Origin of the sequence: Aestuariimicrobium sp. Y1814, from assembly GCF_050113895.1 — a bacterium.
GTDB lineage: Bacteria > Actinomycetota > Actinomycetes > Propionibacteriales > Propionibacteriaceae > Aestuariimicrobium.
The window spans coordinates 50,955-74,274 of record NZ_JBNJRW010000007.1 but is presented as its reverse complement, the minus strand read 5'-3'; the positions used below and the strand labels follow the sequence as shown (position 1 = coordinate 74,274).

17 protein-coding genes and 1 pseudogene are annotated in these 23,320 nt (G+C 69.2%); 9 read left to right on the top strand and 9 right to left on the bottom strand.

Annotated elements, in window-relative coordinates; translation table 11 throughout:
• Positions 1-33: 33 nt before the first annotated feature.
• Both ACQE3C_RS09640 and ACQE3C_RS09635 read right to left on the bottom strand, forming a co-directional pair.
• Positions 34-1,755, bottom strand: coding sequence for an FG-GAP-like repeat-containing protein (locus ACQE3C_RS09640; protein ID WP_434538971.1), 1,722 nt, complete (start codon positions 1,753-1,755; stop codon positions 34-36).
• Positions 1,756-1,821: 66 nt separating this feature from the next.
• Positions 1,822-3,513, bottom strand: a complete 1,692-nt coding sequence (locus tag ACQE3C_RS09635; protein ID WP_434538970.1) for an FG-GAP repeat domain-containing protein — start codon at positions 3,511-3,513, stop codon at positions 1,822-1,824.
• Between the two features lie 180 nt (positions 3,514-3,693).
• On the opposite strand from ACQE3C_RS09635, the gene pdhA reads away from it, so the two are divergent.
• Genes pdhA through ACQE3C_RS09615 form a run of 4 tightly spaced genes read left to right on the top strand, consistent with a single transcriptional unit; the run spans position 3,694 to position 8,186 of the window.
• On the top strand, positions 3,694-4,845 hold the full coding sequence (gene pdhA, locus ACQE3C_RS09630; protein ID WP_434538969.1) for a pyruvate dehydrogenase (acetyl-transferring) E1 component subunit alpha: 1,152 nt from the start codon (positions 3,694-3,696) through the stop codon (positions 4,843-4,845).
• Positions 4,845-5,831: an alpha-ketoacid dehydrogenase subunit beta gene (locus ACQE3C_RS09625; protein ID WP_434538968.1), complete on the top strand. Its 987-nt coding sequence runs from the start codon at positions 4,845-4,847 to the stop codon at positions 5,829-5,831. The genes pdhA and ACQE3C_RS09625 overlap by 1 nt, the downstream gene beginning before the upstream one ends.
• Positions 5,831-7,318 (top strand): dihydrolipoamide acetyltransferase family protein, encoded by a 1,488-nt coding sequence (locus tag ACQE3C_RS09620; protein ID WP_434538967.1) that lies wholly within the window; start codon positions 5,831-5,833, stop codon positions 7,316-7,318. The genes ACQE3C_RS09625 and ACQE3C_RS09620 overlap by 1 nt, the downstream gene beginning before the upstream one ends.
• Before the next feature lie 4 nt (positions 7,319-7,322).
• A complete protein-coding gene (locus ACQE3C_RS09615) occupies positions 7,323-8,186 on the top strand; it encodes an ROK family protein (protein ID WP_434538966.1) in 864 nt (287 codons plus the stop codon).
• Here ACQE3C_RS09615 and alr read toward each other — a convergent pair.
• Both alr and ACQE3C_RS09605 read right to left on the bottom strand, forming a co-directional pair.
• Positions 8,174-9,295 carry an alanine racemase gene (gene alr, locus ACQE3C_RS09610; RefSeq protein WP_434538965.1) on the bottom strand — a complete coding sequence of 374 codons (1,122 nt, stop codon included), beginning with the start codon at positions 9,293-9,295 and terminating at the stop codon, positions 8,174-8,176. The genes ACQE3C_RS09615 and alr overlap by 13 nt on opposite strands.
• The gene (locus ACQE3C_RS09605) at positions 9,295-9,975 is read right to left on the bottom strand and encodes an EcsC family protein (RefSeq protein ID WP_434538964.1); all 681 of its coding nucleotides are present in this window, start codon (positions 9,973-9,975) and stop codon (positions 9,295-9,297) included. The genes alr and ACQE3C_RS09605 overlap by 1 nt, the downstream gene beginning before the upstream one ends.
• Before the next feature lie 120 nt (positions 9,976-10,095).
• On the opposite strand from ACQE3C_RS09605, the pseudogene aat reads away from it, so the two are divergent.
• Both aat and ACQE3C_RS09595 read left to right on the top strand, forming a co-directional pair.
• Positions 10,096-10,871: pseudogene (gene aat / locus ACQE3C_RS09600) on the top strand (leucyl/phenylalanyl-tRNA--protein transferase).
• Positions 10,829-11,692 carry an Fpg/Nei family DNA glycosylase gene (locus ACQE3C_RS09595; protein WP_434538963.1) on the top strand — a complete coding sequence of 288 codons (864 nt, stop codon included), beginning with the start codon at positions 10,829-10,831 and terminating at the stop codon, positions 11,690-11,692. Before aat ends, ACQE3C_RS09595 begins: the two are co-directional and overlap by 43 nt.
• 69 nt (positions 11,693-11,761) lie before the next feature.
• On the opposite strand, the gene ACQE3C_RS09590 is transcribed toward ACQE3C_RS09595, so the two are convergent.
• The 3 genes from ACQE3C_RS09590 to eccB all read right to left on the bottom strand — a co-directional run bounded on the left by ACQE3C_RS09590 (position 11,762) and on the right by eccB (position 13,912).
• On the bottom strand, positions 11,762-12,052 hold the full coding sequence (locus tag ACQE3C_RS09590) for a WXG100 family type VII secretion target (RefSeq protein ID WP_434538962.1): 291 nt from the start codon (positions 12,050-12,052) through the stop codon (positions 11,762-11,764).
• A 34-nt stretch (positions 12,053-12,086) separates the two neighbouring features.
• Positions 12,087-12,395: a WXG100 family type VII secretion target gene (locus ACQE3C_RS09585; protein ID WP_434538961.1), complete on the bottom strand. Its 309-nt coding sequence runs from the start codon at positions 12,393-12,395 to the stop codon at positions 12,087-12,089.
• 140 nt (positions 12,396-12,535) lie between these two features.
• Positions 12,536-13,912, bottom strand: a complete 1,377-nt coding sequence (gene eccB / locus ACQE3C_RS09580) for a type VII secretion protein EccB (RefSeq protein ID WP_434538960.1) — start codon at positions 13,910-13,912, stop codon at positions 12,536-12,538.
• 179 nt (positions 13,913-14,091) lie between these two features.
• Between eccB and eccE the strand changes: the two genes are divergently transcribed.
• Both eccE and ACQE3C_RS09570 read left to right on the top strand, forming a co-directional pair.
• Complete coding sequence (gene eccE / locus ACQE3C_RS09575) at positions 14,092-15,267, top strand: type VII secretion protein EccE (RefSeq protein ID WP_434538959.1); 1,176 nt, start codon at positions 14,092-14,094, stop codon at positions 15,265-15,267.
• Positions 15,264-15,941, top strand: a complete 678-nt coding sequence (locus ACQE3C_RS09570) for a hypothetical protein (protein ID WP_434538958.1) — start codon at positions 15,264-15,266, stop codon at positions 15,939-15,941. Before eccE ends, ACQE3C_RS09570 begins: the two co-directional genes overlap by 4 nt.
• A gap of 303 nt (positions 15,942-16,244) precedes the next feature.
• On the opposite strand, the gene eccD is transcribed toward ACQE3C_RS09570, so the two are convergent.
• Positions 16,245-17,675, bottom strand: a complete 1,431-nt coding sequence (gene eccD, locus ACQE3C_RS09565) for a type VII secretion integral membrane protein EccD (protein ID WP_434538957.1) — start codon at positions 17,673-17,675, stop codon at positions 16,245-16,247.
• A gap of 68 nt (positions 17,676-17,743) precedes the next feature.
• On the opposite strand from eccD, the gene eccCa reads away from it, so the two are divergent.
• Positions 17,744-21,805 (top strand): type VII secretion protein EccCa, encoded by a 4,062-nt coding sequence (gene eccCa, locus ACQE3C_RS09560; RefSeq protein ID WP_434538956.1) that lies wholly within the window; start codon positions 17,744-17,746, stop codon positions 21,803-21,805.
• 172 nt (positions 21,806-21,977) lie between these two features.
• Here the strand turns inward: eccCa and ACQE3C_RS09555 are convergent, their stop codons facing one another.
• A complete protein-coding gene (locus tag ACQE3C_RS09555) occupies positions 21,978-23,282 on the bottom strand; it encodes a S8 family serine peptidase (RefSeq protein ID WP_434538955.1) in 1,305 nt (434 codons plus the stop codon).
• Positions 23,283-23,320: the final 38 nt, after the last annotated feature.

Sequence of the window (23,320 nt, the reverse complement as noted above, 5' to 3'; positions counted from 1 at the left end):
CGGGGTGAAATGCTGGGCCAGGTCGTGACCGGGTCAGCCGAACAGGCGGAACCCGTTCCAGCCGGTGCCGGCCTGGCGGGCGGCGCCGAAGGAGCCGCGCTGGTTGGTGTAGCTGTACAACGTGCCGGCGGCGTTTCGTCCGACCAGGTCGGGGTGCCCGTCGCCGCTGAGGTCACCGGGGGAGAACATCGCGGTGAAGCTGTTCCAGCCGCGCCCGATCTGGGCGGCCTGGATGATGCGGCCACCGCCGGTGTAGTACACGTACAGGTTCCCGTTGGTGCCCACCGCGATGATGTCGCCGGTGGAGTCGTTCGTGTTGAACGAGCCCAGGCTGGTCATGTACTTGATGCTGTTCCAGCCCGTCCCGATCTCGGCGGCACCGGTGAAGCCGTTGGTGGTCAGGGTGTAGCGGAACAGCTTGCCCTGGTTGGCGCCGTTGTTGCCGATGCCGACCACCTCGGGCAGGCGGTCGCCGTTCATGTCACCGACGACGGTGATGTTGTCCAGCCCGTTCCAGTTGCGGCCCACCAGTCGGGCCGCACCGTAGGAGCCCATGCCCTGCCCGAAGTACAGGTACAGGTTACCGTCGCTGCGGCGACCGATCAGCTCGTCACGGCCGTCACCGTTGATGTCGGGGGTGTGGCTGAACCAGGTGAAGCTGCCCCAGCCGCCACCGACGACCCAGCTGGTGCCGAAGGTGCCGGGGGTGCGCCCCTTGTAGATGCGCAGGTTGCCGCTGTTGTCGATGCCGAGCAGGTCACCGATGTTGTCGCCGGTCTGGTCACCCCAGACCCGGGTCTGCGCCGAGGTGGTGAAGCTGATGGTGGCGCTGACCGACTCGCTGCCGCCGGCCTTGCGGGCCGCGGTCCCGGTCACGGTGCCGGTGTAGTACGAACCGGGCACCAGCGGTGCGGTGGGCATCAGCACGACCAGCGCGTCCATGTCGAGGTGGTCGCGGTTGTTCAGCAGGCAGAACGGCACCGGCACCCCGTCGCGGTAGAGCATGGCCTGCACATTGCTCACGGCCCCGAGAGTCTGGTGGTCCCACTGGACGGTGACCGGGAAGCCCCAGGCGGCCGGCTTCTGGGTGCACTGGCTGGCGTAGTAGCTGGCCGCGGTCGAGTTGAACACCACATCGTTCTGGTTCTGCGCATTCGGGAAGACCTGCGGCCAGGCCTGTTGGGTGGCGTTGTTGAAGTTCACCGCCGCCACCAGGAAGGTGGCGGTCTGGGCGAACGCGATGCCGTTGGTCAGCGGGTGCAGCAGGCGCGCGCTGCGCTCCCAGGGGTCCATCATCCACAGGCGCAGCGCCAACTGGTTGGCGTTGACCCCCGAGGCCGCCAGCGTGAACTGTGCGATGGCAGCGCCCTGGGCGGTGTAGCCCGGCTTGCCGGGCTCCTCCTTGGCCGGGTTCAGGTTGGGGTCGTTCTTGTTCAACTCGAGGTAGTTGGCGTGGGCCTGGAGGGCCGAGAGCATGCTCGAGTCATAGACCACCGGCGCAGCGCCCACCTTGGAGCGGTACAGGTTCAACTCGTTGATCGTGGACACGATCGCGTCCTGCGGCGCCAGGCCCGGGTCACTCGACGCCAGCGGCGTCACCGGGGTGTGGATCTTGCGCTGCGGCGAGTTGCTGGCGTCAGCCTCTGTCGGGTCGCTGGTCGGGTCGGCGGCAGCCGTTCCGGCCAGCATGGTCAGGGCCGTCGCAGTCGCGGCGATGACCGCGACGGCCTTGGTGAAGAACCTGTGAGCACGCACGGTGCGCCTCCTCGGGGTCGGCGGGAAAACTCTGAGCCAGTGTAAGCGCGTCTGGCCCGATTCTGCTCACCCGAACAGGCGGATGCCGTTCCAGCCGGTGCCGGCCTGCCGGGCAGGTCCCCACGACCCCAGGTTGTTCTGGTAGCTGTACAGCACCCCGGCGGTGTTGCGCCCGACCAGGTCGGGGCGTGCGTCACCGTTCAGGTCGCCGGAGGAAAACAGGGCGGTGAAACCGGTCCAACCGCGTCCGATCTGGGCGGCCTGGATGATGGTGCCACCCGGTCCGGAGTAGTAGGCGTACAGGTTGCCGTTGGTGCCCACCGCGATCAGGTCGGCGAACTTGTCACCGGTGTTGAACGAGCCGACCGAGGTGGTCAGGGCGATGCCGTTCCAGTTCTTGCCGATCAGTGAGGCGTTGATGAAGCCGTTGGTGGTCAGGGTGTAGCGGTAGAGGTTGCCCTCGGGGCCGATGCCGATGACCTCGGGGGTGCCGTCGCCGTTCATGTCACCCACCACGGTGAGGTTGCGCAGGCCGTTCCAGTTCTGCCCCACCCGTCGGCCGGCGGTGTAGGAGCCCATGCCCTGGCCGAGGTAGAGGTACAGGTGGCCGTCGCCGCGGCGCCCGACCAGGTCTTCACGGCCATCACCGTTGACGTCGGGGGTGTGGCTGAACCAGGTGAACTCGTTCCACCCGCGCCCGACCTGGAAGCCGTAGCCGATGGTGCCGGGGCGCCGCCCCTTGTACAGCATGAGCTCACCGCTGGTGGTGACCGCCAGCACGTCGGCGGTGTTGTCCCCGGTCTGGTCGCCGGGCGTGCTGGTGGCCTGGGCCTGCACCGAGAACTCGGTGCTCGAGGTCACCACGCTCGAGCCGCTGCCGTCACGGTGGAACGCGGTGGCGGTGACCGAGGCGGTCACATGGGCCCCGCGGGGCAGCACCACGGCCGGCACCAGGGTGACCAGCCCCGTGGTGGACACGTCCATCACGTTGTTCACCGGGCAGACCGCGATCCGGGAACCGTCGATGCGCACGTCGACCTGGTTGACCCACATCTCGCCGTACAGCCGCGGGTCGAACTGGAAGGTGATCGGGAAGCCCCAGGCCGAACCTTCACAGCCCTGGGTGTAGTAGGCCGCCGGGTCGGCCGGCATGGTGGTGAGCCCGAAGTTCTGGCCGGCCGGGAAGTTCACCGGGTAGGTCGCGTTGTCGACGCCCCGGGGCGCCCAGATCAGGACGATGTCGCCCTGGCGGGTGAAGGCCACCGTGCTGATGCTCGGGTCGAGCAGCGAGTAGTACTGCCCCTCGGGGTCGGCCAGCCACCAGTCGATCAGCTGCGACAGCGTCCCCATGCTGGACGGGCCCGGCCAGGTCTGGTTGGCGACCGCGTCGCCGGCCGCCGTGTAGCCCGGCAGCGAGGGGTCCTCGGACCAGAAATCGAGCCCGGTCACCCACAGGTTCATGTCGAGGTACTTGGCGTGGTTGACCACGGCGCCGGGCACCCCGACCAGGCTGACCGCCGGCAGCCCGGCCCTGGCCCGGTAGCTGTTCAGCCGGGCCACGGCGTTGGTCTCCTCGGCCGTGGCCGAGGGGCCGAGGGTCGTCGGGGTGGGGGCGGTGTTGGCGGCGGCGGAGGCCACGCGCTGCCCGATGGTGGGGCGCTGGTCGGTGCTGCGGGCGGAGGTGTCGGCGTCCTCATCGGCACGGGCGGGTTGGGCGAGGGTGGTCAGCATGGCCAGGGCCAGCCCGATTCCGGTCACGAGCCGGAGCAGACGTGGGAACATTTCAGGTCCTCTTCTCGGGCCGCAGCATGCGGCAGCCAGAGACTATCGGAGACGTCCAACGCGGCAGCCACGGCACGGTGGGAATCCCACAACCCCCTGCCGGGAAACCTACGGTAGCGTAGGAAGCGTGGAGTTCCCGATGGGGAGGATCAACGAATGAGTGCTCTGGTCGGGGTGACTGACCCGGAAGCGCGGATGCGTTCACGCGAACCGCAGGACATGGTGCAGCTGCTCACCCCCGAGGGTGAACGGGTTGACCATGAGGACTTCAGCTGGCACGGCACGGCCGACCAGCTGCGGGGAATGCTGCGCCAGATGGTGATGGCCCGCCGCTTCGACGCTGAGGGCACCGCCCTGCAGCGCCACGGCGAACTCGGGCTGTGGCCCCCGCTGCTCGGGCAGGAGGCCGCCCAGGTGGGCGCCGCCTCTGCGCTGGCTGGCCAGGACTTCGTCTTCCCGAGCTACCGCGAACACGCCGTGGCGCTGGCCATGGGCGTCCCGGTGGCCGACATGCTGAAGCTGTGGCGGGGCACCGGCCAGGGCGACTGGGACCCGTTCACCTTCCGGTTCAACCTGTACACGCTGGTCATCGGCTCGCAGACCCTGCACGCCACCGGCTACGCCATGGGCCTGCAGCTCGACGGCATGGTCGGCAACCCCGAACCCGAGCGCAACGCCGCCGTGCTCGCCTTCCACGGTGACGGCGCCTCGAGCCAGGGCGATGTCAACGAGGCCTACGTCTTCGCCGCCTCCTACAACGCGCCGGTGGTCTTCTTCTGCCAGAACAACCAGTGGGCGATCAGCGAACCGACCGACCGGCAGTCCCGCATCCCGCTCTACCAGCGGGCCCGCGGCTTCGGGTTCCCCGGCATCCGCGTCGACGGCAATGACGTGCTGGCCGTCCAGGCAGTCACCGAGTGGGCCATGAAGCGTGCCCGCGACGGCCAGGGCCCCGCCTTCATCGAGGCCTTCACCTACCGCCGGGGCGCGCACACCACCTCGGACGACCCCACCAAGTACCGCCTGGCCGAAGAGGACGAACACTGGCGCGGCCGTGACCCGATCGAACGGGTCAAGGCCCACCTGCTCGCCCAGGACGAGCTCGACGACGCCTGGCTGGCCGACCTCGACCAGCAGCTGGACGACTTCGGTGCCGACGTCCGCCGGGCCTGCCACGACCTGGAGGTGCGGCCCATGGAGGTCATCTTCGACCACGTCCACGCCGAAACCACCGCCGAACTGCGCGGCCAGCGCGAGGAATACCTCGCCTGGGTCGACTCCTTCGGCCCGAACGGGAACGGTGAGTGATGAACCAGGCCACCACCATGACCCTGGGCAAGGCCCTCAACGCCGGCCTGCGCCGAGCCCTCGAGGCCGACCCCAAGGTGCTGCTCGCCGGTGAGGACATCGGCAAGCTGGGCGGCGTGTTCCGCATCACGGAGGGCCTGCAGAAGGACTTCGGTGAGGACCGGGTGATCGACTCCCCGCTGGCCGAATCGGGCATCGTCGGCACCGCCATCGGCCTGGCCATGCGCGGCTACCGCACCGTCGTCGAGATCCAGTTCGACGGCTTCGTCTACCCGGCCTACGACCAGATCGTCACCCAGCTGGCCAAGTTCCACTTCCGCAGCTCGGGGCGCATCCAGATGCCCATCGTGATCCGCATCCCCTACGGCGGCGGCATCGGGGCGATCGAGCACCACTCCGAGTCCCCCGAGGCGTACTTCGCGCACACCCCGGGGCTGAAGGTGGTCACCTGCTCGAACCCGAACGACGCCTACTGGATGATCCAGCAGGCGGTGGCCTCCAACGACCCGGTCATCTTCCTGGAGCCCAAGCGGCGCTACCACGAGAAGGGTGAGGTCGACGAGCAGGACAAGGAACCCTGGCCGCTGCACCAGGCCAAGGTGGTGCGCCGCGGTACCGATGTGACCCTGCTCGCCTACGGCCCGCAGGTGAAGACCTGCCTGGAGGCCGCCAGCATCGCCGAGGAGGAGGGCCGCTCCATCGAGGTGGTCGACCTGCGCACCCTGTCCCCGATCGACATGGTGACCCTGGTCGAGTCGGTCAAGCGCACCAAGCGCGCGATCGTCGTCCACGAGGCACACCGCAACCTCGGCCTGGGCGCCGAAATCTCGGCGCGGCTGGGTGAAGAACTGTTCTACCTGATGGAAGCACCCGTGCTGCGGGTAACCGGCTACGACACCCCCTACCCGTTCAGCCGGGTGGAGGAGGACTGGCTGCCCGGCGTGGACCGGATCCTGGATGCCGTCGACGAGTCAATGGGGTACTGATGAAGGAATTCAACCTGCCCGACCCCGGTGAGGGCCTGGTCGAGGCCGAGATCGTGGCCTGGCACGTCCAGGAGGGCGACGAGGTCAAGGTCAACGACATCGTCCTCGAGATCGAGACCAGCAAGTCGATCGTCGAACTGCCGATCCCCTGGTCGGGACGCGTCGATCAGATTCTGGTGCCGGTGGGCCAGGTGGTCGCCATCGGCACCCCCGTCATCGTCATCGACGACGCCGGCTCGGGGGCCGACCCCGGGCCCGAGGCCGAGGCACCCGAACCGATGCTGGTCGGCTACGGCCCCAAGGCCACCAGCGGACGACGCCGCCGCGGCGCCCGCCCCGGCTGCGCCGCCGCCGACGACACCCCCAGCGCGGCCCAGGCCCTGGCGAACTCCTTCGTCCAGAACGAACCCTCGCGCCGGCCCGACGACATCGCCGAACCGCACCCGGTGGTCGCCCAGGCCACCGGTGACCCGCTGCCGCCCCCCGGCGAACCGGTCCGCAGCCACGAGCTGGTGCTGGCCGGCGGGGTCGACTCCATCAAGGCCAAGCCCCCGGTGCGCAAACTTGCCCGCATGCTCGGTGTCGACCTGTCCGAGGTCTCCGGCACCGGCCCCCACGGCAGCATCACCCGCGCCGACGTCGAGGCCGCCGCGGCGATGGCCAGCCTCGCCTCCCAGGCGCGGGTCACCGGTCCCGGCACCGAACCCAACTTCGGGCCGGCCGACCACGACACCTCCAGCTTCGTCTCCGACCCGCCCCACGGCCGCTACCAGACCGCCGGGGAGCGCAGGATCCCGATCCGCGGGGTGCGCAAGGTGACCGCCGAGGCCATGGTGAACTCGGTCAACACCCATGTGCACGTCACCGAATGGGTCACCATCGACGTCACCGCGACCATGAACATGGTCGAGCGGCTGCGCAGCCGCCGCGAGTTCGCCAACCTGCGGGTCAGCCCGCTGCTGATCTACGCCAAGGCGGTCTGCCTGGCGATGGCGAACAACCCCGACATCAACTCCTCCTGGGACGAGGAGAACTACGAGATCGTCCAGCACGGTGAGCTGAACCTCGGCATCGCCGCGGCCACCCCGCGCGGGCTGATGGTGCCCAACATCAAGAGCGCCCAGCGGATGAGCATGCTCGACCTGTGCCGGGCGGTGAACTCCCTGGTGCAGGTCGCCAAGGAGGGCAAGCTGCAGCCGGCCGACTACCACGGAGGCACCTTCACCATCACCAACGTGGGGGTCTTCGGCATCGAGTCGGGCACCCCGGTCATCAACGGCAACGAGTCGGCGATCCTGGCGATGGGTGCGATCGAGCGCAAGCCGTGGGTGGTCGGTGAGGGCGTCGAAGAACGGATCGAACCGCGCTGGGTGACCACCGTGTCGATCAGCTTCGACCACCGCCTCATCGACGGTGAGCAGGGGTCACGCTTCCTGCGGGAAGTCGCCTCCCTGCTGGAGGACCCGGAACTGGCCATGCTGTACTGAGCCCATGACACAGCTACCCGTCCTCGAGGTGGGTGGCACCCATGTCACCACCGCCTGGGCCAGTGAGTCCGGCGATGTCGAGGTGGTTGACAGGGTCGGCCTCAACAACGCTGCCCCGGCCGACGAACTGCTGGCGCTGCTGGTCGAGGCCGGACGAGGGCTGCTCGCCCCACCCGGGTCGGTCTGGGGGGCTGCGGTTCCCGGTCCGTTCGACTACCCGTCCGGCATCGGGGACTACACCGGCGTGGACAAGTTCCAGTCGCTGCACGGGGTCGACGTCGGCGCCCACCTGCGCAGGGGGCTGTCGGCGGCATCGGTGCACTTCATCAACGACGCCGATGCCTTCGGGGTGGGGGAGTGGCTGGCCGGTGCGCTGCGGGGCTGCCGCCGCGGGGTGGCCATGACGCTCGGCACCGGCATCGGCTCGGCCTTCATCGCCGACGGCCTGCCGGTGACCTCCGGGGACGAGGTGCCGCACTTGGGTGAGGTGCACACCATCCGCATCAACGGGGTCCCGCTGGAGGAGATCGTCTCCCGCGCTGCGATCCGGGCGACCTACCGCGACCTGACCGGCGAATGGCTCGACGTGAAAGAGATCGCCGAGCGGGCCTATGCCGTCGAACCGGCGGCGCTGGAGGTCTTCGACGACGCCTTCGCGGCGCTGGCCGAGGCGATGGTCCCGGTGCTGGATCGCTTCGGTGCCGAGGCGCTGGTCATCGGTGGCTCGATCGCCCAGTCGCGTGAGCTGGTGAGCGAATACCTGGCCGGACGACTGACGCTGCCCGTCTCGATCTCACCGGACCCCACCCGCAGTGCCCTGGTCGGTACCGCCCACTGGGCCCTTCAGGGCGGCGGCTACTCGACGTAGCGGCGGCTGACCCGGGCCGCGAGCAGGCTGGTCACCTCGTAGGTGATGGTGCCCATCAACTCGGCCAGCTCGTCGGTGCCGATGAACTGGTCAACCTGGCCGCCGAGCAGCACCACCTCGTCACCGACCCGGTCGACCGAGTCCGGACCGAGGTCGATCATGGTCTGGTCCATGCAGACCCGGCCCACCACCGGCACCCTCCGGCCGTTGATGATCATGGAACCGCGGTTGGAGTTCAACCGGCTGAAACCGTCGGCGTAGCCGACCGGCACCGTCCCGACCCAGGTGTCGACCGGCGCCACCCAGGTGCGTCCGTAGCCGATGCTGGTGCCCGCACTGACCCGCTTGCGGAAGAACAGCCGCGAGGTCCACCGCAGCGCCTGGCGCAACGACACCGACCGGGGCGTGGTGGCATCGGGGTAGTAGCCGTACATCGCGATGCCCGGCCTGGCCAGGGTGAAGCCGGTCAGGTCATGGCCCAGCACCCCCCCAGAGTTCGCCGCATGCACCCACGCCACGTCGAACCGGTCCCGCACCCGGCGGGCCACCGCGGCGAACGCGTCCAACTGCTGCCTGGTGAAGCCCTCGTCATCGGCCAGGTCGCTGACCGGCAGGTGGGTGAACAAGCCCTCCAGCCGCAGCCCGGGCAGTTCGGCCACCAGCCCGGCCAGGGCTTCGGCTTCCTCGAGCGGGGCGCCGATTCGTCCCATGCCGGAGTCGAGCTTCAGGTGCACCGCCACCGGGTCGGCGCCGGCCGCGACCACGGCCGCCGAGGCAGCGCGGACGGTGTCCTCGTCCACGACCGTCAGCGCAATGCCAGCTGCCAGGGCGGCGGCCAGTTCGTCGGGCAGGCAGTGGGACAACTTCAGAATCGGCAGGCTGATGCCGGCGTCGCGCAGTTCCTGGGCTTCGGGGACCGTGGCCACCCCGAGCAGCTGGGCGTGGCCGGTGCGTTCCAGGTAGCGGCTGACCTCGACGGCCCCATGACCGTAGGCATTCGCCTTGACCGGGGCCAGCAGGGCAGTGGCGGGGTCGACCCGCGTGCGCAGGGCGGTGAGGTTCTCACTGATCGCGGACAGGTCGATCGTGGCGGTGACGGGGCCCGGCATCACTGGGCCCGGTGCCGACGATCCACGAACTCGGCGCGCGCGTAGCTGGCCACCTGGAAGGTGGCCCAGCCGTCGGTGGCCGCCCCCACACCACCGCCCACGACGGGGATGCGGCGGGCCAGCAGCACCCCGATCCGCTTGCCGCCCAACTGCTGCAGCAACTGGCCCAGCACGTGGTTGGACACGGTCAGGTCGAGGTCACGGTCGAAGACCGGGGCGGTGGCGATCGCCATCGGCGTCGAGGGCAGGTCGCCGGCGGTGATCAGTTCGGTGGCGCTGGACTCACCCAGCAGGCACATCAGGATCGCACTGCGGACCCGGTTGTCGTCCAGGTCGTAGCCACGCAGGTGCGCGATGGCGGCGACCATGCGGCACTGGATGACGGCCACCCCGGCCAGGTTCGCCGGCAGGGTGACGGCCATGGTGACCAGGCCGCCGAGGTTCGTGGCGAAGCCCTGGGCGCCGGCCAGTGCGATGTGCTGGGTGACCAGAGCGTCAATCGCCTGGTCCCGATCGGACTTCTTGCCCAGGTGGGAGGACGCAGCCTCCTTGGCCGAGGGCACCCCGGCCGCCCCGTCGATGGCGACCTCGAGCACCTTGCGCATCGCGCCGCCGGCGGTGGGCTTGAGTTTCTGGCCGGTGGCAATGAGCGCCTTGCCGAAGTTGTTGCCGCTGGCCATGGGGTGCCTCCTGGGTGTTCGCGGGTACAGCCCCTCCAGCCTATGCGGCCGATGGCGCAGGCACCTCCGGCGCGACCCGGATTGAACCCCCACTCGCGCGGGCAGTGACACACTGGACGAGTGCTGCACCTGTTCGGCCCCGAAAGTGAATGGCCGCACCAGGACCTGGTTGCCTTCTCCGAGGAGTTCGACGCCTACCTGGCGCTGGCCGGCTATCGCAGCGGCGTCTTCCCGATGCCGCTGCTCGAGGGAGACCACCCCACCGACATGGGGTGGTGGTCACCGGTGCGCCGAGGAATCCTGCCCCCCGACCACCTGGTGGTCAGCCGCAGCCTGCGCAAGACGGCCCGCCGTTACACCACCACCGTCGACCTCGCCTTCGACGAGGTGATCACCCGCTGCGCCAACCCCGACCGCGACGGCGGCTGGATCACCGGTGACGTGATCGAGGTCTACCGCTACTTCCACGAACACGGGGTGGCCCACTCGGTGGAGACCTGGGACGACGAGGGCCGGCTGGTCGGTGGGCTCTACGGCGTCAACATCGCTGGGCTGTTCTCGGGGGAGTCGATGTTCCACGACCCCGAGCTGGGCCGCGACGCGTCCAAGGTGGCGCTGATGCGGCTCGTCCACGAACTGATGCGCGGACTCGACGCCGACCAGGTCGCCCAGCGACGGCTGCTCGACGTGCAATGGCTCACCCCGCACCTGGCCTCGCTGGGGGCGATCGAGGTGCCCCGCCGCAACTACCTGGCCCGGCTGGAGCGGGTCCTGGCCGCCGAACCACCCCGCTTCCACTCCGGTGAACAGCACCGGCGTGGCGGGGCGGCCCAGTGAGAAGGAGAGGACGACCATGCCCGAGATGCCCGAGGTGGAGGCCCTGCGCCGCTACCTGAGTGCGGCCTGCGTCGGACAGGCCATCGTGCGCACCCAACTGGTGGCCTTCAGCGCCCTGAAGACGGTCCAACCGCCACTCGAGGCCCTCAACGGGCTCGAGATCAGCGCGGTCAACAGGTTCGGCAAGTTCCTCGACATCGACGCCCAGGGCGTGCACCTGGTCTTCCACCTGGCCCGCGCGGGGTGGCTGCACTGGCGCACCGAGGTGCCCGACAAGCTGCTTCGTCCCGGCCGTGGGCCGATGGCGCTGCGGGTGCACCTGTCCAACGGGCAGGGTTTCGACCTCACCGAGGCCGGCACCCAGAAACACCTGGCCGTCCACGTGGTGCACGACCCGGCCGACATCGAGCTGGTGCGCACCCTGGGCCCCGACCCGACCGAGGAGTCCTTCAGCGCCGATGACTTCGACCGGGTGCTCACCGCCGCGGGCCGCGCCCAGCTCAAGGGCGTCCTCAAGGACCAGCGGCTGCTCGCCGGCATCGGCAATGCCTACTCCGACGAGATCCTGCACGTGGCAAGGCTGAGCCCGTTCCACCCCTGCAGTTCGCTGACCCGGGAGCAGCGCGACGAACTGCTGGGCACCATCCGCAGCGTCCTGGCCGAGGCGGTGGAAGCCACCCACGGGCTGGGCGCGGAGAAACTGAAGGACTCCAAGCGCGCCACCATGCGGGTGCACGGCCGCACTGGGGAACCGTGCCCCGTCTGCGGCACCACGATCGCCCAGGTCTCCTTCGCCGACAGTTCCCTGCAGTACTGCCCCGGCTGCCAGACCGGCGGCAAACCGTTGGCCGACCGCCGGCTGTCCAAGCTGCTCAAGTAGACCGGGACAACGGCACAGGCCCCGGTCCGAAGACCGGGGCCTGCATCAGGTCGCTGTGGTGCGTGCGGGTCAGCTCCAGCGCGACTGGATGTTCTTCTCGTTGGCGTCGTAGCCCTCGGAGATCGAGGTCATGACCACGCCCATCTTGTTGACGATGTCGCTCATCTTGAGAGCCGACTGGTCCCACTGGCGCTGGACCTCGGAGTAGGCGGCGCGGGCGGCGCCGTCCCACTCGGACAGGTTCTGGTTCAGCTGGCCCTTGAGGGTGTCCAGGGTGGTGTTGAGGTTGGTGTGAGCCTTCTTGAGGCTACCGATGCCCTGCTGCATAGCCGCAGAGTTGACAAGAGTGAAGTCGCCCATGATGTTCTCCTAAGTCCTAGTAGTTGTCTGCGGCTCAGAGCATGCCGAGGATCGGGTTCGAGGCAGCCTTCTGCTCCTCTTCGGTCTGGGTGTAGGAGACCTGCGAGCCGACGAGCTTGGTGTGGATGTCGTCGAGGCCGGCCTTGACCTTCTCGAACTCACCGTCGAACTGGGTGTAGGCGCTGTAGAAAGCGTCCGAAGCCTGGCCGCGCCATCCGCTGCGCAGCTGGGTGACGTCACCGGAGAGGGTGGTCTGGATTCCGTGGATGGTGCCGTGGGCATCCTCGATCTGCCCAGCAGCCACCTGCATTTTGGCGCGATCAACCTGACTCTGTCCCGACATGGCAGTACCTTTCCTGATTTGGGGGGTGACCGGGTGGTCCCGGCTCCTGTCGCTCCCCCACCGTTCGGAGGAACTCGATCCTTCTGACAAGAACATTAGGGCGCGACAGGGTCACTTCACCGCCCGCGTCGCAGCAGAACTCAAATGCTGGTGATCGACGCGCGTGACAGGTCGACCCCGGCGGGCAGCCCGGGCTCGAACAGGTTCAGCACTCCCTCGGGCACTCGCCCGACCGGGGTCGAGGCGTTGTAGCCCAGCGCCAACCGGGACTCCTGGTCGGGAATCCCGAAGATCCGGCCGTTGGTGACCAGGAAGGTGGCGGTCTGCTCACCACGCAGGGTGTGGTTCTGCAGGATGGCGCCGGCCAGCGGGTCCATCTCGACCAGGTCGGCCTTGTTGCCGACCGGGTTCACCAGCGTCGCCGGACGAGTCGGGGTCGGCGCCCCGATGGTGATGTTGGGCCAGGTCTGGTCACCGCTCATGTAGGTGGCGCACAGCGACAACTGGTCGACATTGCCGAGGTTGGTCGGGCCCTGCGGGCGCCCGAACGGCAGCCCCTCGGTGCCGAAGGTGGTCGAGTTGTCGGCGAACTGGGAGTAGTCGTTCTCCGAGATCGGGGTGGCCTCGGGGGTGCCGGTGGCCACCATCAGCCGCATGTCGAGGTACGACAGGCGCACCAGCCCGTCGTTCAGCTGCACGTAGTAGCGGGTGTCGGCGTCGTTGGCGGCACCGATGCGGGTCAGCGTCCCGATCGTCCAGTTGCCCTTGGCGGGGGTGCCGCCGGCGCCGGGGATCTCCTGGCGGTCGATCGGGTGGCCGAAGGGCAGTGAGGCCAGCCAGGCCTCGTTGACCCGGAACAGCGGCAGGTTCTCGATCAGCGGTGAGACCGAACCCTGGTTCAGCAGCTTGTGGGCGGTGCCGTTCATCACGATGTACTGCTGGCCGTCGGGGGTTTCCACGGCGATGTCGACCGAACTGGTCGCCGCCGGTGCCTTGTTGCCGATCTGGACGGTCAGGAAGCGGGCGCCGGTGGGGTTCGGTTCGGTGGCGCACACCCGGAGCGGGAAGGGGGTGATGTCGGCCTGCAGGGGCAGCTGGTAGGGCGCACCGGGGATGCCCTGCCGGGGACGCTGGTTGATGCCGACCAGGTCGGCGCTCTTCACGGTCACCATCTCGGGGGCACCACCGTTGCCGGCGCTCAACCGGGCCGAGACGATGTCGTTCATCGGCACCAGCGACGCGGTGCCGTCGTCCCAGACGAACAGTTCGCCCGAGCCGGCATCGTGGATCACCACACCCGACTTCTGCCACTGCTCGGTGGTGACCTGCTTGCGGATCAGGCCGAAGACTGCGAACCCGGCCAGCAGCACGATGCCGATCAGCAGCGAGACGAAGGTCGCGGTGCCGACCCGGCGCAGCGGGGGAGTCTGGTCGTCCGGGTTGCGGGTGACCAGGGCCGAGACCAGGCGTTGGGTCGTGAACGTGTGGGCCTTCAACAGGTCCTTGCGTGTGGCCATTCCACCCTCCTCACCGGCTCGGACGACTGAGTACCGCATGGGTGCAGGTACTCAGACACCCCCATTCTGGTCCCTCAGGGGGCCAGTTCGGACAGGTCAGCGCGCCCGACCCCGCCACCCTAAACCGTTCGGGCCCTAGAGTGGGCCCGGAGCAAGCCGCGCCGGACACAGGAGGAACGATGGCACGAGCCGCGCAGTTGGCAGTGCGCACGCCCCGGCGCCTGACCGGCCGGTTCTGGGTGCGCTCGCTCGGCTGGGAGATCGTCATCATCGCCGTCGTGCTGTTCGCCCTGACCGGGACGATGCGTGGCTACATCATCGCCGGCGTCATCGCCGGGGTGGCGCTGCTGGTGGGGGTTCCGGTGAAGGGCCGCAGCCTGATCGGTTGGGCCGCGAACCTGGCCGGCTACCTCAAGCGCGGCCGCGAGCAGGTCAGCGAACCGGCCGACATGCCCGTCGACCTCGTCCCGCTGGCGCAGTGGGTACCCGGGCTCACCGTGAACCAGACCCGCTCGGCCCAGGGCGCCGAGGTCGGGGTGGTCACCGATGGCCGCAGCTGGACCGGTGTGCTCGCGCTGAACTCTGACGACGTGCTGGTGGCCGACTCGGGCGAGAAGATCGACCTCGACGCGCTGTCGGGCCTGACCCGCCAGGACGACATCGTCTTCGCCGGCCTGCAGGTGGTCACCTACACCGTGCCCGCGCCGGTGCAGGTGCTGTTCCCGGTCGGCTCACCGGCGCCGGGTGCCTACTCCGAGGTGTCCGGGGGCGACGCCCCACCGGCGGTGAGGATGACCTGGCTGTGTGTGCGGCTCGACCCGCGCCTGTGCCTGGAGGCGGTGGCCCGCCGCGGCGCCTCGACCGACGGCATCTACGCCACCCTGCGTTTCGGCATGCACCGCGTGCAGGCCGCCCTCAAGCGTCAGGGCATCGTCACCCGCACCCTGACCCCCCTGGAGATCTACGACGTGCTCTCGCTGACCAGCGGTTCGACGCCCGACCACGGCGCCGAACGCTCCAGTGAGGGCTGGTCGACCTGGCAGTGCGACGGGCTCACCCACACCGGACGACACGTCCGCAGCTGGGGCAAGAACCGTTCCATCGGCTACCAGTCGTTGCTGCAGGCCCTCAACCATGCGCCGGTGCTGTTCGCGGTCACCTCGTTCACCCTCGATGCGGCCTCCCGGGCGACCGGGGCGGTGCGCCTGGCCGCCCCCACCGCCGAACTGGCCCAGGCCGCGGTCAGCGACCTGGCCGAGGCACTGCCGTCGTCGGTGAAGCTGTCCTTCGGTGGCGGCGCGCAGGTGCCGACGATGCTGGCCACCGTCCCGCTGGGCAAGCAGGTGGAACGATGAGCAACCCCACGACGACCAGCACCGGCAGCGAATGGCGACTGCCCGCGGTGGAGGCCACCGGGAAGTCGGCGGTGGTGCGCACCGGCCCCAGCGGGCTGGTGATCGGCAAGACCAACCGGGCCGACATCTCGCTGCGGCTGTTCCGCCCGCAGGGCACCCGCATCTTTCTGGCTGCTCCCGAGTATGCGACCTGGCTGTTGATCTTCCGCGCCGCCTGCCTCGGCGCGCACATCACGATCGTGTCCGGCAACCAGCGCAACTGGAAGGCGCTGGCCGACTCCATCCAGCGCGTCGGCGGCACCGTCGACCTCCTCACCCGCGCCGACAAGGTGCCCGGCCAGGGCCGGCCCTATCGTCCGAGCCTGGTCGTCGACGACGCGGACGGGTTCGACTCCACCCAGGTGGCCGTCGGCGCCTGGCAGGCGATCGCGGTGATCGCGGATGTGTCGACTGGCTCGGCCGTCCACTCCCTGCGCAATTGTGACCTGGCCCTGCTCGGCCCCATCGACGCCAAGGGCCTGGACAATGTGCGCCGCGCCTACGTGCTCAGCCAGGCCCAGCTGCGCCAGGCCACCAACCTCGGCCAGAGCGATGTCGTGCTGGCCATGCCCCGGCGCACCACGCGGGTGTCCATGCCCCCCGGCGCGCAGGAATACCGGTTGCTCTTCAACTAGGTGTCAGCCGACAGGCAGGGTGGGGACTCCGTCTTCCTCGACGACGGTGACGGGGACACCGAGCAGGTTGCTGATCTGTTCTGCGGTCCAGGTTCGTGGTCCGGGCTTCACGCCGAGTTCGACCGAGCCGGTGGTGAAGTTGGCTCCGACTCGTACAAGGTCGGCGACGACGAGGTTGCGGGCGCTCTCAGGCCAGGTGGCGGTGTCGATCCACTTCTCAAGTTCGGCCAGGGGTCGTTTGGCCGGCCAAGTTGCAGTCCATCGCTGCGCCCGAGTAGTCCAAGTACTCCTGCGAGGGGTCGCTTAGGAACTCGTAAGGCCGCGGAAGCGGGCGTACAGGTTCAGCATGGCGAGCAGCAGGGGGATGATCGCGATGATCGAGAGCCATTCGAGGATGTCGCCGACCCGGCCCCACACGGGGCTGGGGACCTTGTTGTAGATCGCGGTGGCGAACAGGGTCAGCACCAGGATCATCAGCACGGCCGCGCTGAAGCCGGCGACCACCTGGATGAGCAGCGAGTAGCGGCTGATGCCGATCGCGAAGGCCAGCAGCAGCATCGCGGTGCCGGTGCCCAGCAGGGCCAGCCGCTGCTGCAGCCCGACGAAAGCGTTCGAGCGCAGGGTCAGGGCGATGCCGATCGCGGTGACCAGCAGCAGTTCCCACATCCCGCGGGTGAGCAGCACCGGCAGGCTCAGGAACAGCGCCGCCAGGCTGGTCGAGGTCAGGAAGGCCGACAGCAGCCGGTCGGCCAACAGTGCGCGGGAGACGATGTCGCTCTGCACCGGGGTCTCGTCGGCCAGCATGGTCTCGGCGTCGGGCGGCAGCACCGGCAGCGCGATCTGGGCCAGCTTGTAGCTCCACGTCGGCAGCATCGCGGTGATCGCCACCAACAGGCACAGTCCCACCGCGCAGATGGTCAGGAACTGGTCGGGCAGCACGGTCATGACCGAACCGGCCACCAGCACCAGCAGCGCCGTCATCGCCGCGGTGAACAGGGGCATCACACTGACCTGGGCGGCGATCGCGAGAGCGGCGGCGAAGACCAGCACGAAGGCGGCACCCACCGTCAACCGCAGCGGTACCGAGGCGACACCGGGCAGCAGGTTGTAGCCGCACAGGAAGGCCAGCGCCACCGAACCCCAGGCCAGGGCTGAGGCGACGCGGTACTCCCCGACGGCCCGGGAGACCGAAATGCTGGCGATCGCGGTGGCGAAGCCCAGCACACCGCAGGCAATCGCACCCCACCAGACATGGCCGCCGACCGGGGCCAACAGGCGCCCGATGTTGGCCATCATCTCGTCCTCGAGCGGCTGGCTGATCACCATCAACGGCAGCACCGTCATCAGCACCAGCATCAGCCCCAGGGTGAAGCGCTGGGAGTGCTTGGGCAGCCACGAGGGGCGCTGCGTCGTGGTGGTGGCGACCGCGTCGATCACATCGTCGAAGGCCGCATCGGGCAGGGCGTTCTCACGCTGGCGCAGGTGCAGGGTCTCACCGTCGCTGATGGACAGCTTGTTCACCCGGGCGGTCGGGTCGAGCGGGTCCTCCCCGAAGCGCTGCAGCACCCAGGTGTGGACGGCGTCAGTGGCGTTGCTGGCCTCGAAACCGGCGAACTTCACGATGCTGGGCATCAGTTCGCCGAGGGTCACCGACCCCGGCAACGCCAGGTCCACCCGGCGGTTCGGGGAGATGATCGTCACCCGCGCCAGGTCCTCGTCCATCACACTGCTCACGGCAGCACCCTACTTGCTGGAAGGTCTTCCGCACCCGGGCTGGCCTGCACAACGACTATGTTGGGCGCGTGGGTTCAATCACGTTCAACCGGTCAAAACGGGCCGCGCCGCCGCCGATGCCCCGCGGCGACCTGTTGTTGGAGCCACCCCCCGAGATCCCCCCGCCGACACCGAGCAAACCGTTCGGCAACCTGCTGCGCATGCTGCCGATGGTGGCCGGCGCGCTGGCCATGGGCGTGATGATGATGGGCGGCGGCGGCATGGGCGGCCGTGGCCCGCTCGGCGGCATCGTCGGTGGCATGTACGCCATCTCGATGCTCGGCATGATGATGAGCCAGACCGGCCGCCAGAACGACGACCAGTCCCAGCAGCTCGACGCCGGCCGGCGTGACTACTTCCGCTACCTCGGCCAGACCCGTCGGCAGGTCCGCCAGGGCGCCGACCAGCAGCGTGCCGCCGTGGCCTTCCGGCACCCACCGCCGGAAACCCTGTGGACGATCATCGGCAACAAGCGCATGTGGGAACGCCGCCGCGACGACGAGGACTTCGCCTCGATCCGCGTCGCGGTCGGCCCGCAGCAGTTCGCCAAACGACTGACCCCGCCCGAGTCGCAGCCGCTCGAGGACCTGGAACCGCTCACCACCGGGGCGCTGCGCCGCTTCATCCGCACCCACCGGCTCGTCCAGTCGGTGCCGCTGGCGATGAACCTGGACGGGTTCCGCGAGATCAGGCTGGTCGGTGACACCGAGGCCTGCCGCAAACTGGCCTACTCGATGCTGGCCCAGACCGTCACATGGCACGCTCCCGGCGACATCCGCGTGATGGTCTGCGCCGCCCCCGACGTACAGGACAAGTGGACCTGGGTGAAGTGGCTGCCCCACCTGCAGCACCCCAACGAGAAGGACGGGGTGGGCCCGGTGCGCCTGTTCGCCACCTCGGCCGACGACCTGCAGGCCCTGTCGATGAACCAGGTCAACCCCGACTCAGACCCCGCTCAGGTGGTCGTCATCGTCGACGGCGTCGAAGACGTGGTGGCCAGCCAGTACTCCACCCCCTCGGCCCACGCCATCGGCATCCACGTCACCAACGACACCCAGGTGCCGCGCCGCATGCAGGAGAAGGTGGCCTTCCTGGAGGTCAAGGGCGACACCCTCACCCTGCACCGCCGCACCCCCAAGGGCGTCATCGCCCGCACCTCGCTCGGTCGTCCGGACGGGGCGCCGCTGGTGTACATGGAGATGCTCGCCCGCCAGTTGTCCCCCTACCGGCTGCCGGCCAGCGCCGTCGCCGAGGAGGAGGACGCTCCCGAGGTCGTCTTCGAACCGCCGAAGGACTACCCGGCCATGCTGGGTGTCGGTGACCCGCTGACCCTCGACGTGCGCCAGTCGTGGAAGCTGCGCCCGCTGCGCCAGCACCTGCGCATCCCGTTCGGCACCGCCGAGGACGGTCGTCCGGTGGAACTGGACATCAAGGAGGCCGCCCAGGGCGGCATGGGCCCCCACGGCATCTGCATCGGCGCCACCGGTTCGGGCAAGTCGGAGTTCCTGCGCACCCTGGTGCTCGGCCTGGCGATGACCCACTCGACCGAACAGCTGAACCTGGTGCTGGTCGACTTCAAGGGTGGCGCGACCTTCCTCGGCCTCGACGACCTGCCGCACGTCTCGGCGGTGATCACCAACCTCGAGGGTGAGATGAGTCTGGTCGACCGCATGCAGGACGCGATCGGCGGCGAGCTCGACCGACGCATGGAGGTGCTGCGCGCCGCCGGCAACTTCAAGAACCGTGAGGACTACGAAACCGCTCGCCAGGGCGGGGCCGACATCCCGCCGATGCCGCACCTGTTCATCGTGGTCGACGAGTTCTCCGAGCTGTTGACCGCGCGCCCCGAGTTCATCGACCTGTTCCTGCAGATCGGTCGAGTCGGACGATCGATCGCGGTGCACCAGCTGCTCGCCTCCCAGCGGCTCGAGGAGGGCAAGCTCAAGGGCCTGGACACCTTCCTGTCCTACCGGATCGCCCTGCGCACCTTCTCACCGGCCGAATCGCGCACCATCATCGGCGTGCCCGACGCCTACGAACTACCGCCCGGCCCCGGCAACGGCTACCTGAAGTTCGACACCGTCTCGATGGTCCGCTTCAAGGCGGCCTACGTCTCGGGCCCGTGGCACGGGTCGCCCTCTTCCGGTGGTGGGACCTCGACGAGCGACGACCTGGGCATGCCGATCCCCGAAAGCGATGCCTGGCGCCCACCGGTGCTCGAGTTCGACGCCCACCCGGTCGCCAAGGTCGAGCGTCCCGAGGTCGAGGCGCCGCCGGTGCGCGCCGAGCTCGAGCAGAAGCCCGTCGAACCCGAACCCAAGAAGGCCGACGACGAGGACGAGGAAGAGGAGACCCTGCTCACCCTGGCCGTCAACCGGATGAAGGGCCACGGCTGGCCGGCGCACAAGGTGTGGCTGCCGCCGCTCGACGACCCGCCGACGATGGACCAGCTGCTCGGCGGCAACCTGGTCGAGATTCCGCAGCGCGGCCTGACCAGCGCCGACCAGCGGGTCTACGGGCAGCTGCGGGGTCCGGTGGCGCTGATCGACCGGCCGCGCCACCAGCGCCGCGACCCGATGTGGATCGACTACTCCGGTTCGGGCGGCAACCTGGCCGTCGTCGGTGGCCCCCAGGCCGGCAAGTCCATGGGCCTGCGCGCGGCGGTCACCGGCCTGGCGTTGACCCACACGCCGACCGAGGTCGGCTTCTACGTCCTCGATTTCGGTGGTGGTGGTCTCACCTCGATGCGCGACATGCCGCACATCGGTTCGGTCTGCGGACGACTCGACGTCGACCGGGTGCGCCGCACCATCGCCGAGATGAACACCCTGCGCACCAGCCGCGAAGTGTTCTTCGCCGAGCATGGCATCGACTCGATGAACACCTACCGGCGCGGACGCCGTGACGGCAGCATTCCCGCCGACCGGTTCCCGACCGACGTCTTCCTGGTCGTGGACGGCTGGAACACCCTGCGCCAGGAGTTCGAGGCGCAGGAACAGACCATCACCAACCTCGCCGCGACCGGCCTGGGCTTCGGCATCCACGTCTGGGTGGCGGCCAACAAGTGGTCAGAGATGCGCGCCAACATCCGCGACATGCTGCAGTCACGACTGGAGCTGAAGCTCGGTGACCCCTTCGAGTCGGAAATCAACCGCAAGGTGCAGGCCATCGTCCCGGCCGGACGCCCCGGTCGCGGCATCACCAACGAGGGCCTGCACTCCCTGATCGGCCTGCCGCGCATCGACTCGGTCGAGTCGGCCGATGACGTCGCGGTGGGCCAGCGGGCCATGATCGAACAGATGAACCGGGCCTGGCAGGGCCCGCGGGCCGCGCCCGTGCGCATGCTGCCCGACAGCCTCGACATCTCGACCCTGCCGCCGCTGGTGCACAACGGCACCGACCGCACGCTGCCATGGGCCATCGACGAGCTGGAACTGGCGCCGGTGGTCCTCGACCCGGTCGCCGAGCCGCACATGATGATCTTCGGTGCGCCGGAGTCGGGCAAGACGAACCTGCTGCGGGTGCTGCTGCGGGGGATCACCGCCCGCTACACCCCCAAGGAGGCCAAGATCATCCTGGTCGACTACCGCCGCGACCTGCTCGGGGAGATCGAGTCGGAGCACCTGATCGGCTACGCCGCCTCGTCCCAGGCGGGCACCGAGCTGCTGAAGAACGCTGCCGATGCCGTGCGGACCCGGTTGCCCGGGCCTGATGTCACCCAGCAGCAGCTGCGTGACCGGTCGTGGTGGAGCGGCGCGGACATGTTCGTCGTGGTCGACGACTACGAGCTGGTCGCCACCAGCCTCGGCAACCCGATGATGCCCTTCGCCGACCTGGTCAGCCAGGCCCAGGACATCGGCCTGCACATCATCATGGCCCGCGGCATGGGTGGTGCCGGGCGCACCGTCTTCAGCGACCAGATCGTGGCCCGCATGAAGGACGCGGTGAACCCCGGCCTGATCATGAGCGGCACGAAGGACGAGGGCGTGCTCTGGGGCGATGTGAAGCCCAGCCCCCTGCCCCCCGGACGAGGCACCCTCGTCACCCGTGCCGGCAAGGTCCTCGTCCAGATTGCTGATGTCACTGAATAATCTGTCCTCGCTCCGCTCGGACGGCGCGGCCTGAAAACCCTCATCGCGGCGCGCTCGCTCGTGCCTCGCTCGCTTGCGCGAGGGCTTCGCTCGTACCTCGCTCAGCCGGGCCGCGGCTGTGGTTGCGTAAGCGCCGTGTCGTGCGGCGCCGTCCGAGCGGAGCGAGGACAAACTACTCCGTGTCGTCCGGCTCCGCTGCGGCAAAGCCCCTTCGGGCGGCGGCCGGGATGACCAGTTTCAGGGTGAGCCCCAGCGCGGTCAGGCCGGTGGCGCCGGCGGCGATGGCCAGGGTGAGCTGGCGGGGGCGGGGGTCGACCTGCTCGGGGGGCTGCACCTGGATCGGGGGTTCGGAGGCCCGCGGGCTGGGGTGCGAGGTGGTGGGCACGGTGGTGCCGACCAGCGCCCGGACGGGATTGACCACTCCCCAGCCGACCTTCGGGTCGGGCGGGGTGGTGACCGGGCGGTCGGCGGTCTCGACGAGCCGCTGCTTCACCTCGGCCGGGGTCAGGTTCGGTTCACGCTCCAGCAGCAGCGCCACCACCCCCGAGACCAGCGGCGCCGCGAACGACGTGCCGGTGACATTCGTGTAGGCCTGGTTGGCGACCAGGGTCTGCTGGTCGGTCGCCGGGGGCTTCGACGAGGGCGCCAGCGCGGTCACCAGGTGCCCCGGTGCCGCGATGGTCACTTCCATGCCCGGGTGGGAGTAGGACATCTCGGAAGGGGTGTCGTCCGGTTTGGTGGCACCCACCGAGATCACCCCGGGGAAGGAGGCCGGGTAGGCCGGGCCGGACAGCCCGCTGTCAGTGTTCCCGGCGGCGGCGACCACCACGATCCCGGCCTCGATGGCCCGGGCGATCGCGGCCTCGTAGTCGGGGTCGCGCAGGCCCATCACCTGGGAGATGTTGATGATGTCGACGTTCGCGGCGATCGCCTCGTTGATCGCGGCGATGGTCGGCGCCGGTGACTCGGCCTGCTGGTTGCCCTGCTCGTCGATCGGCACCGACAGGCTGCGGTAAGCGATCACCTTCGCCCCGGGCGCCACGCCACCGAAGTTGGTGCGAGCATCGATGCCCGAGGTGCCGGCGATCAGGCTGGTCACCTGGGTGCCGTGGCCGCAGTCCAGCCCGTCCCTGAGGTCCTGGTCCTCGAGCGGGATCATGTTCAGCGCCGTGACGTCATTGGGGTTGAAGTAGGCGGTGTTGATGTTGCTGGTGCCCGTGTCGATCACCGCGATGGTGATGCCCTTACCGGTGGCCAGGGCCCAGGCCTCCTTCAGCCGCAACCGATCCATCTGCCAGGCGCTGGCACCCAGGTTGCCCGAGGGTTGGAAGGCGCGGCACAGCGACACGTCGAGCGGGTCGGCGGCCTGGGCGGTGGGGGCGGTGGCCACCAGCGCCGACAACCCGACCAGCGTGACAGCGGTCGTGGTGCGCGCCGCCCACCTGGCCAGGGGGTGGCGGGAGATGGTGATGGGCACATCCGCACTCTACCCAGCCGCCGTGCCAGTCGGTCGTC

Bases quoted from the DNA above. Each gene is read 5' to 3' on its own strand.
- pdhA (WP_434538969.1), top strand. From the start codon at position 3,694: ATGAGTGCTCTGGTCGGGGTGACTGACCCGGAAGCGCGGATGCGTTCA.
- ACQE3C_RS09625 (WP_434538968.1), top strand. From the start codon at position 4,845: ATGAACCAGGCCACCACCATGACCCTGGGCAAGGCCCTCAACGCCGGC.
- ACQE3C_RS09620 (WP_434538967.1), top strand. From the start codon at position 5,831: ATGAAGGAATTCAACCTGCCCGACCCCGGTGAGGGCCTGGTCGAGGCC.
- ACQE3C_RS09615 (WP_434538966.1), top strand. From the start codon at position 7,323: ATGACACAGCTACCCGTCCTCGAGGTGGGTGGCACCCATGTCACCACC.
- alr (WP_434538965.1), bottom strand. From the start codon at position 9,295: ATGCCGGGCCCCGTCACCGCCACGATCGACCTGTCCGCGATCAGTGAG.
- ACQE3C_RS09605 (WP_434538964.1), bottom strand. From the start codon at position 9,975: ATGGCCAGCGGCAACAACTTCGGCAAGGCGCTCATTGCCACCGGCCAG.
- ACQE3C_RS09595 (WP_434538963.1), top strand. From the start codon at position 10,829: ATGCCCGAGATGCCCGAGGTGGAGGCCCTGCGCCGCTACCTGAGTGCG.
- ACQE3C_RS09590 (WP_434538962.1), bottom strand. From the start codon at position 12,052: ATGGGCGACTTCACTCTTGTCAACTCTGCGGCTATGCAGCAGGGCATC.
- ACQE3C_RS09585 (WP_434538961.1), bottom strand. From the start codon at position 12,395: ATGTCGGGACAGAGTCAGGTTGATCGCGCCAAAATGCAGGTGGCTGCT.
- eccB (WP_434538960.1), bottom strand. From the start codon at position 13,912: ATGGCCACACGCAAGGACCTGTTGAAGGCCCACACGTTCACGACCCAA.
- eccE (WP_434538959.1), top strand. From the start codon at position 14,092: ATGGCACGAGCCGCGCAGTTGGCAGTGCGCACGCCCCGGCGCCTGACC.
- ACQE3C_RS09570 (WP_434538958.1), top strand. From the start codon at position 15,264: ATGAGCAACCCCACGACGACCAGCACCGGCAGCGAATGGCGACTGCCC.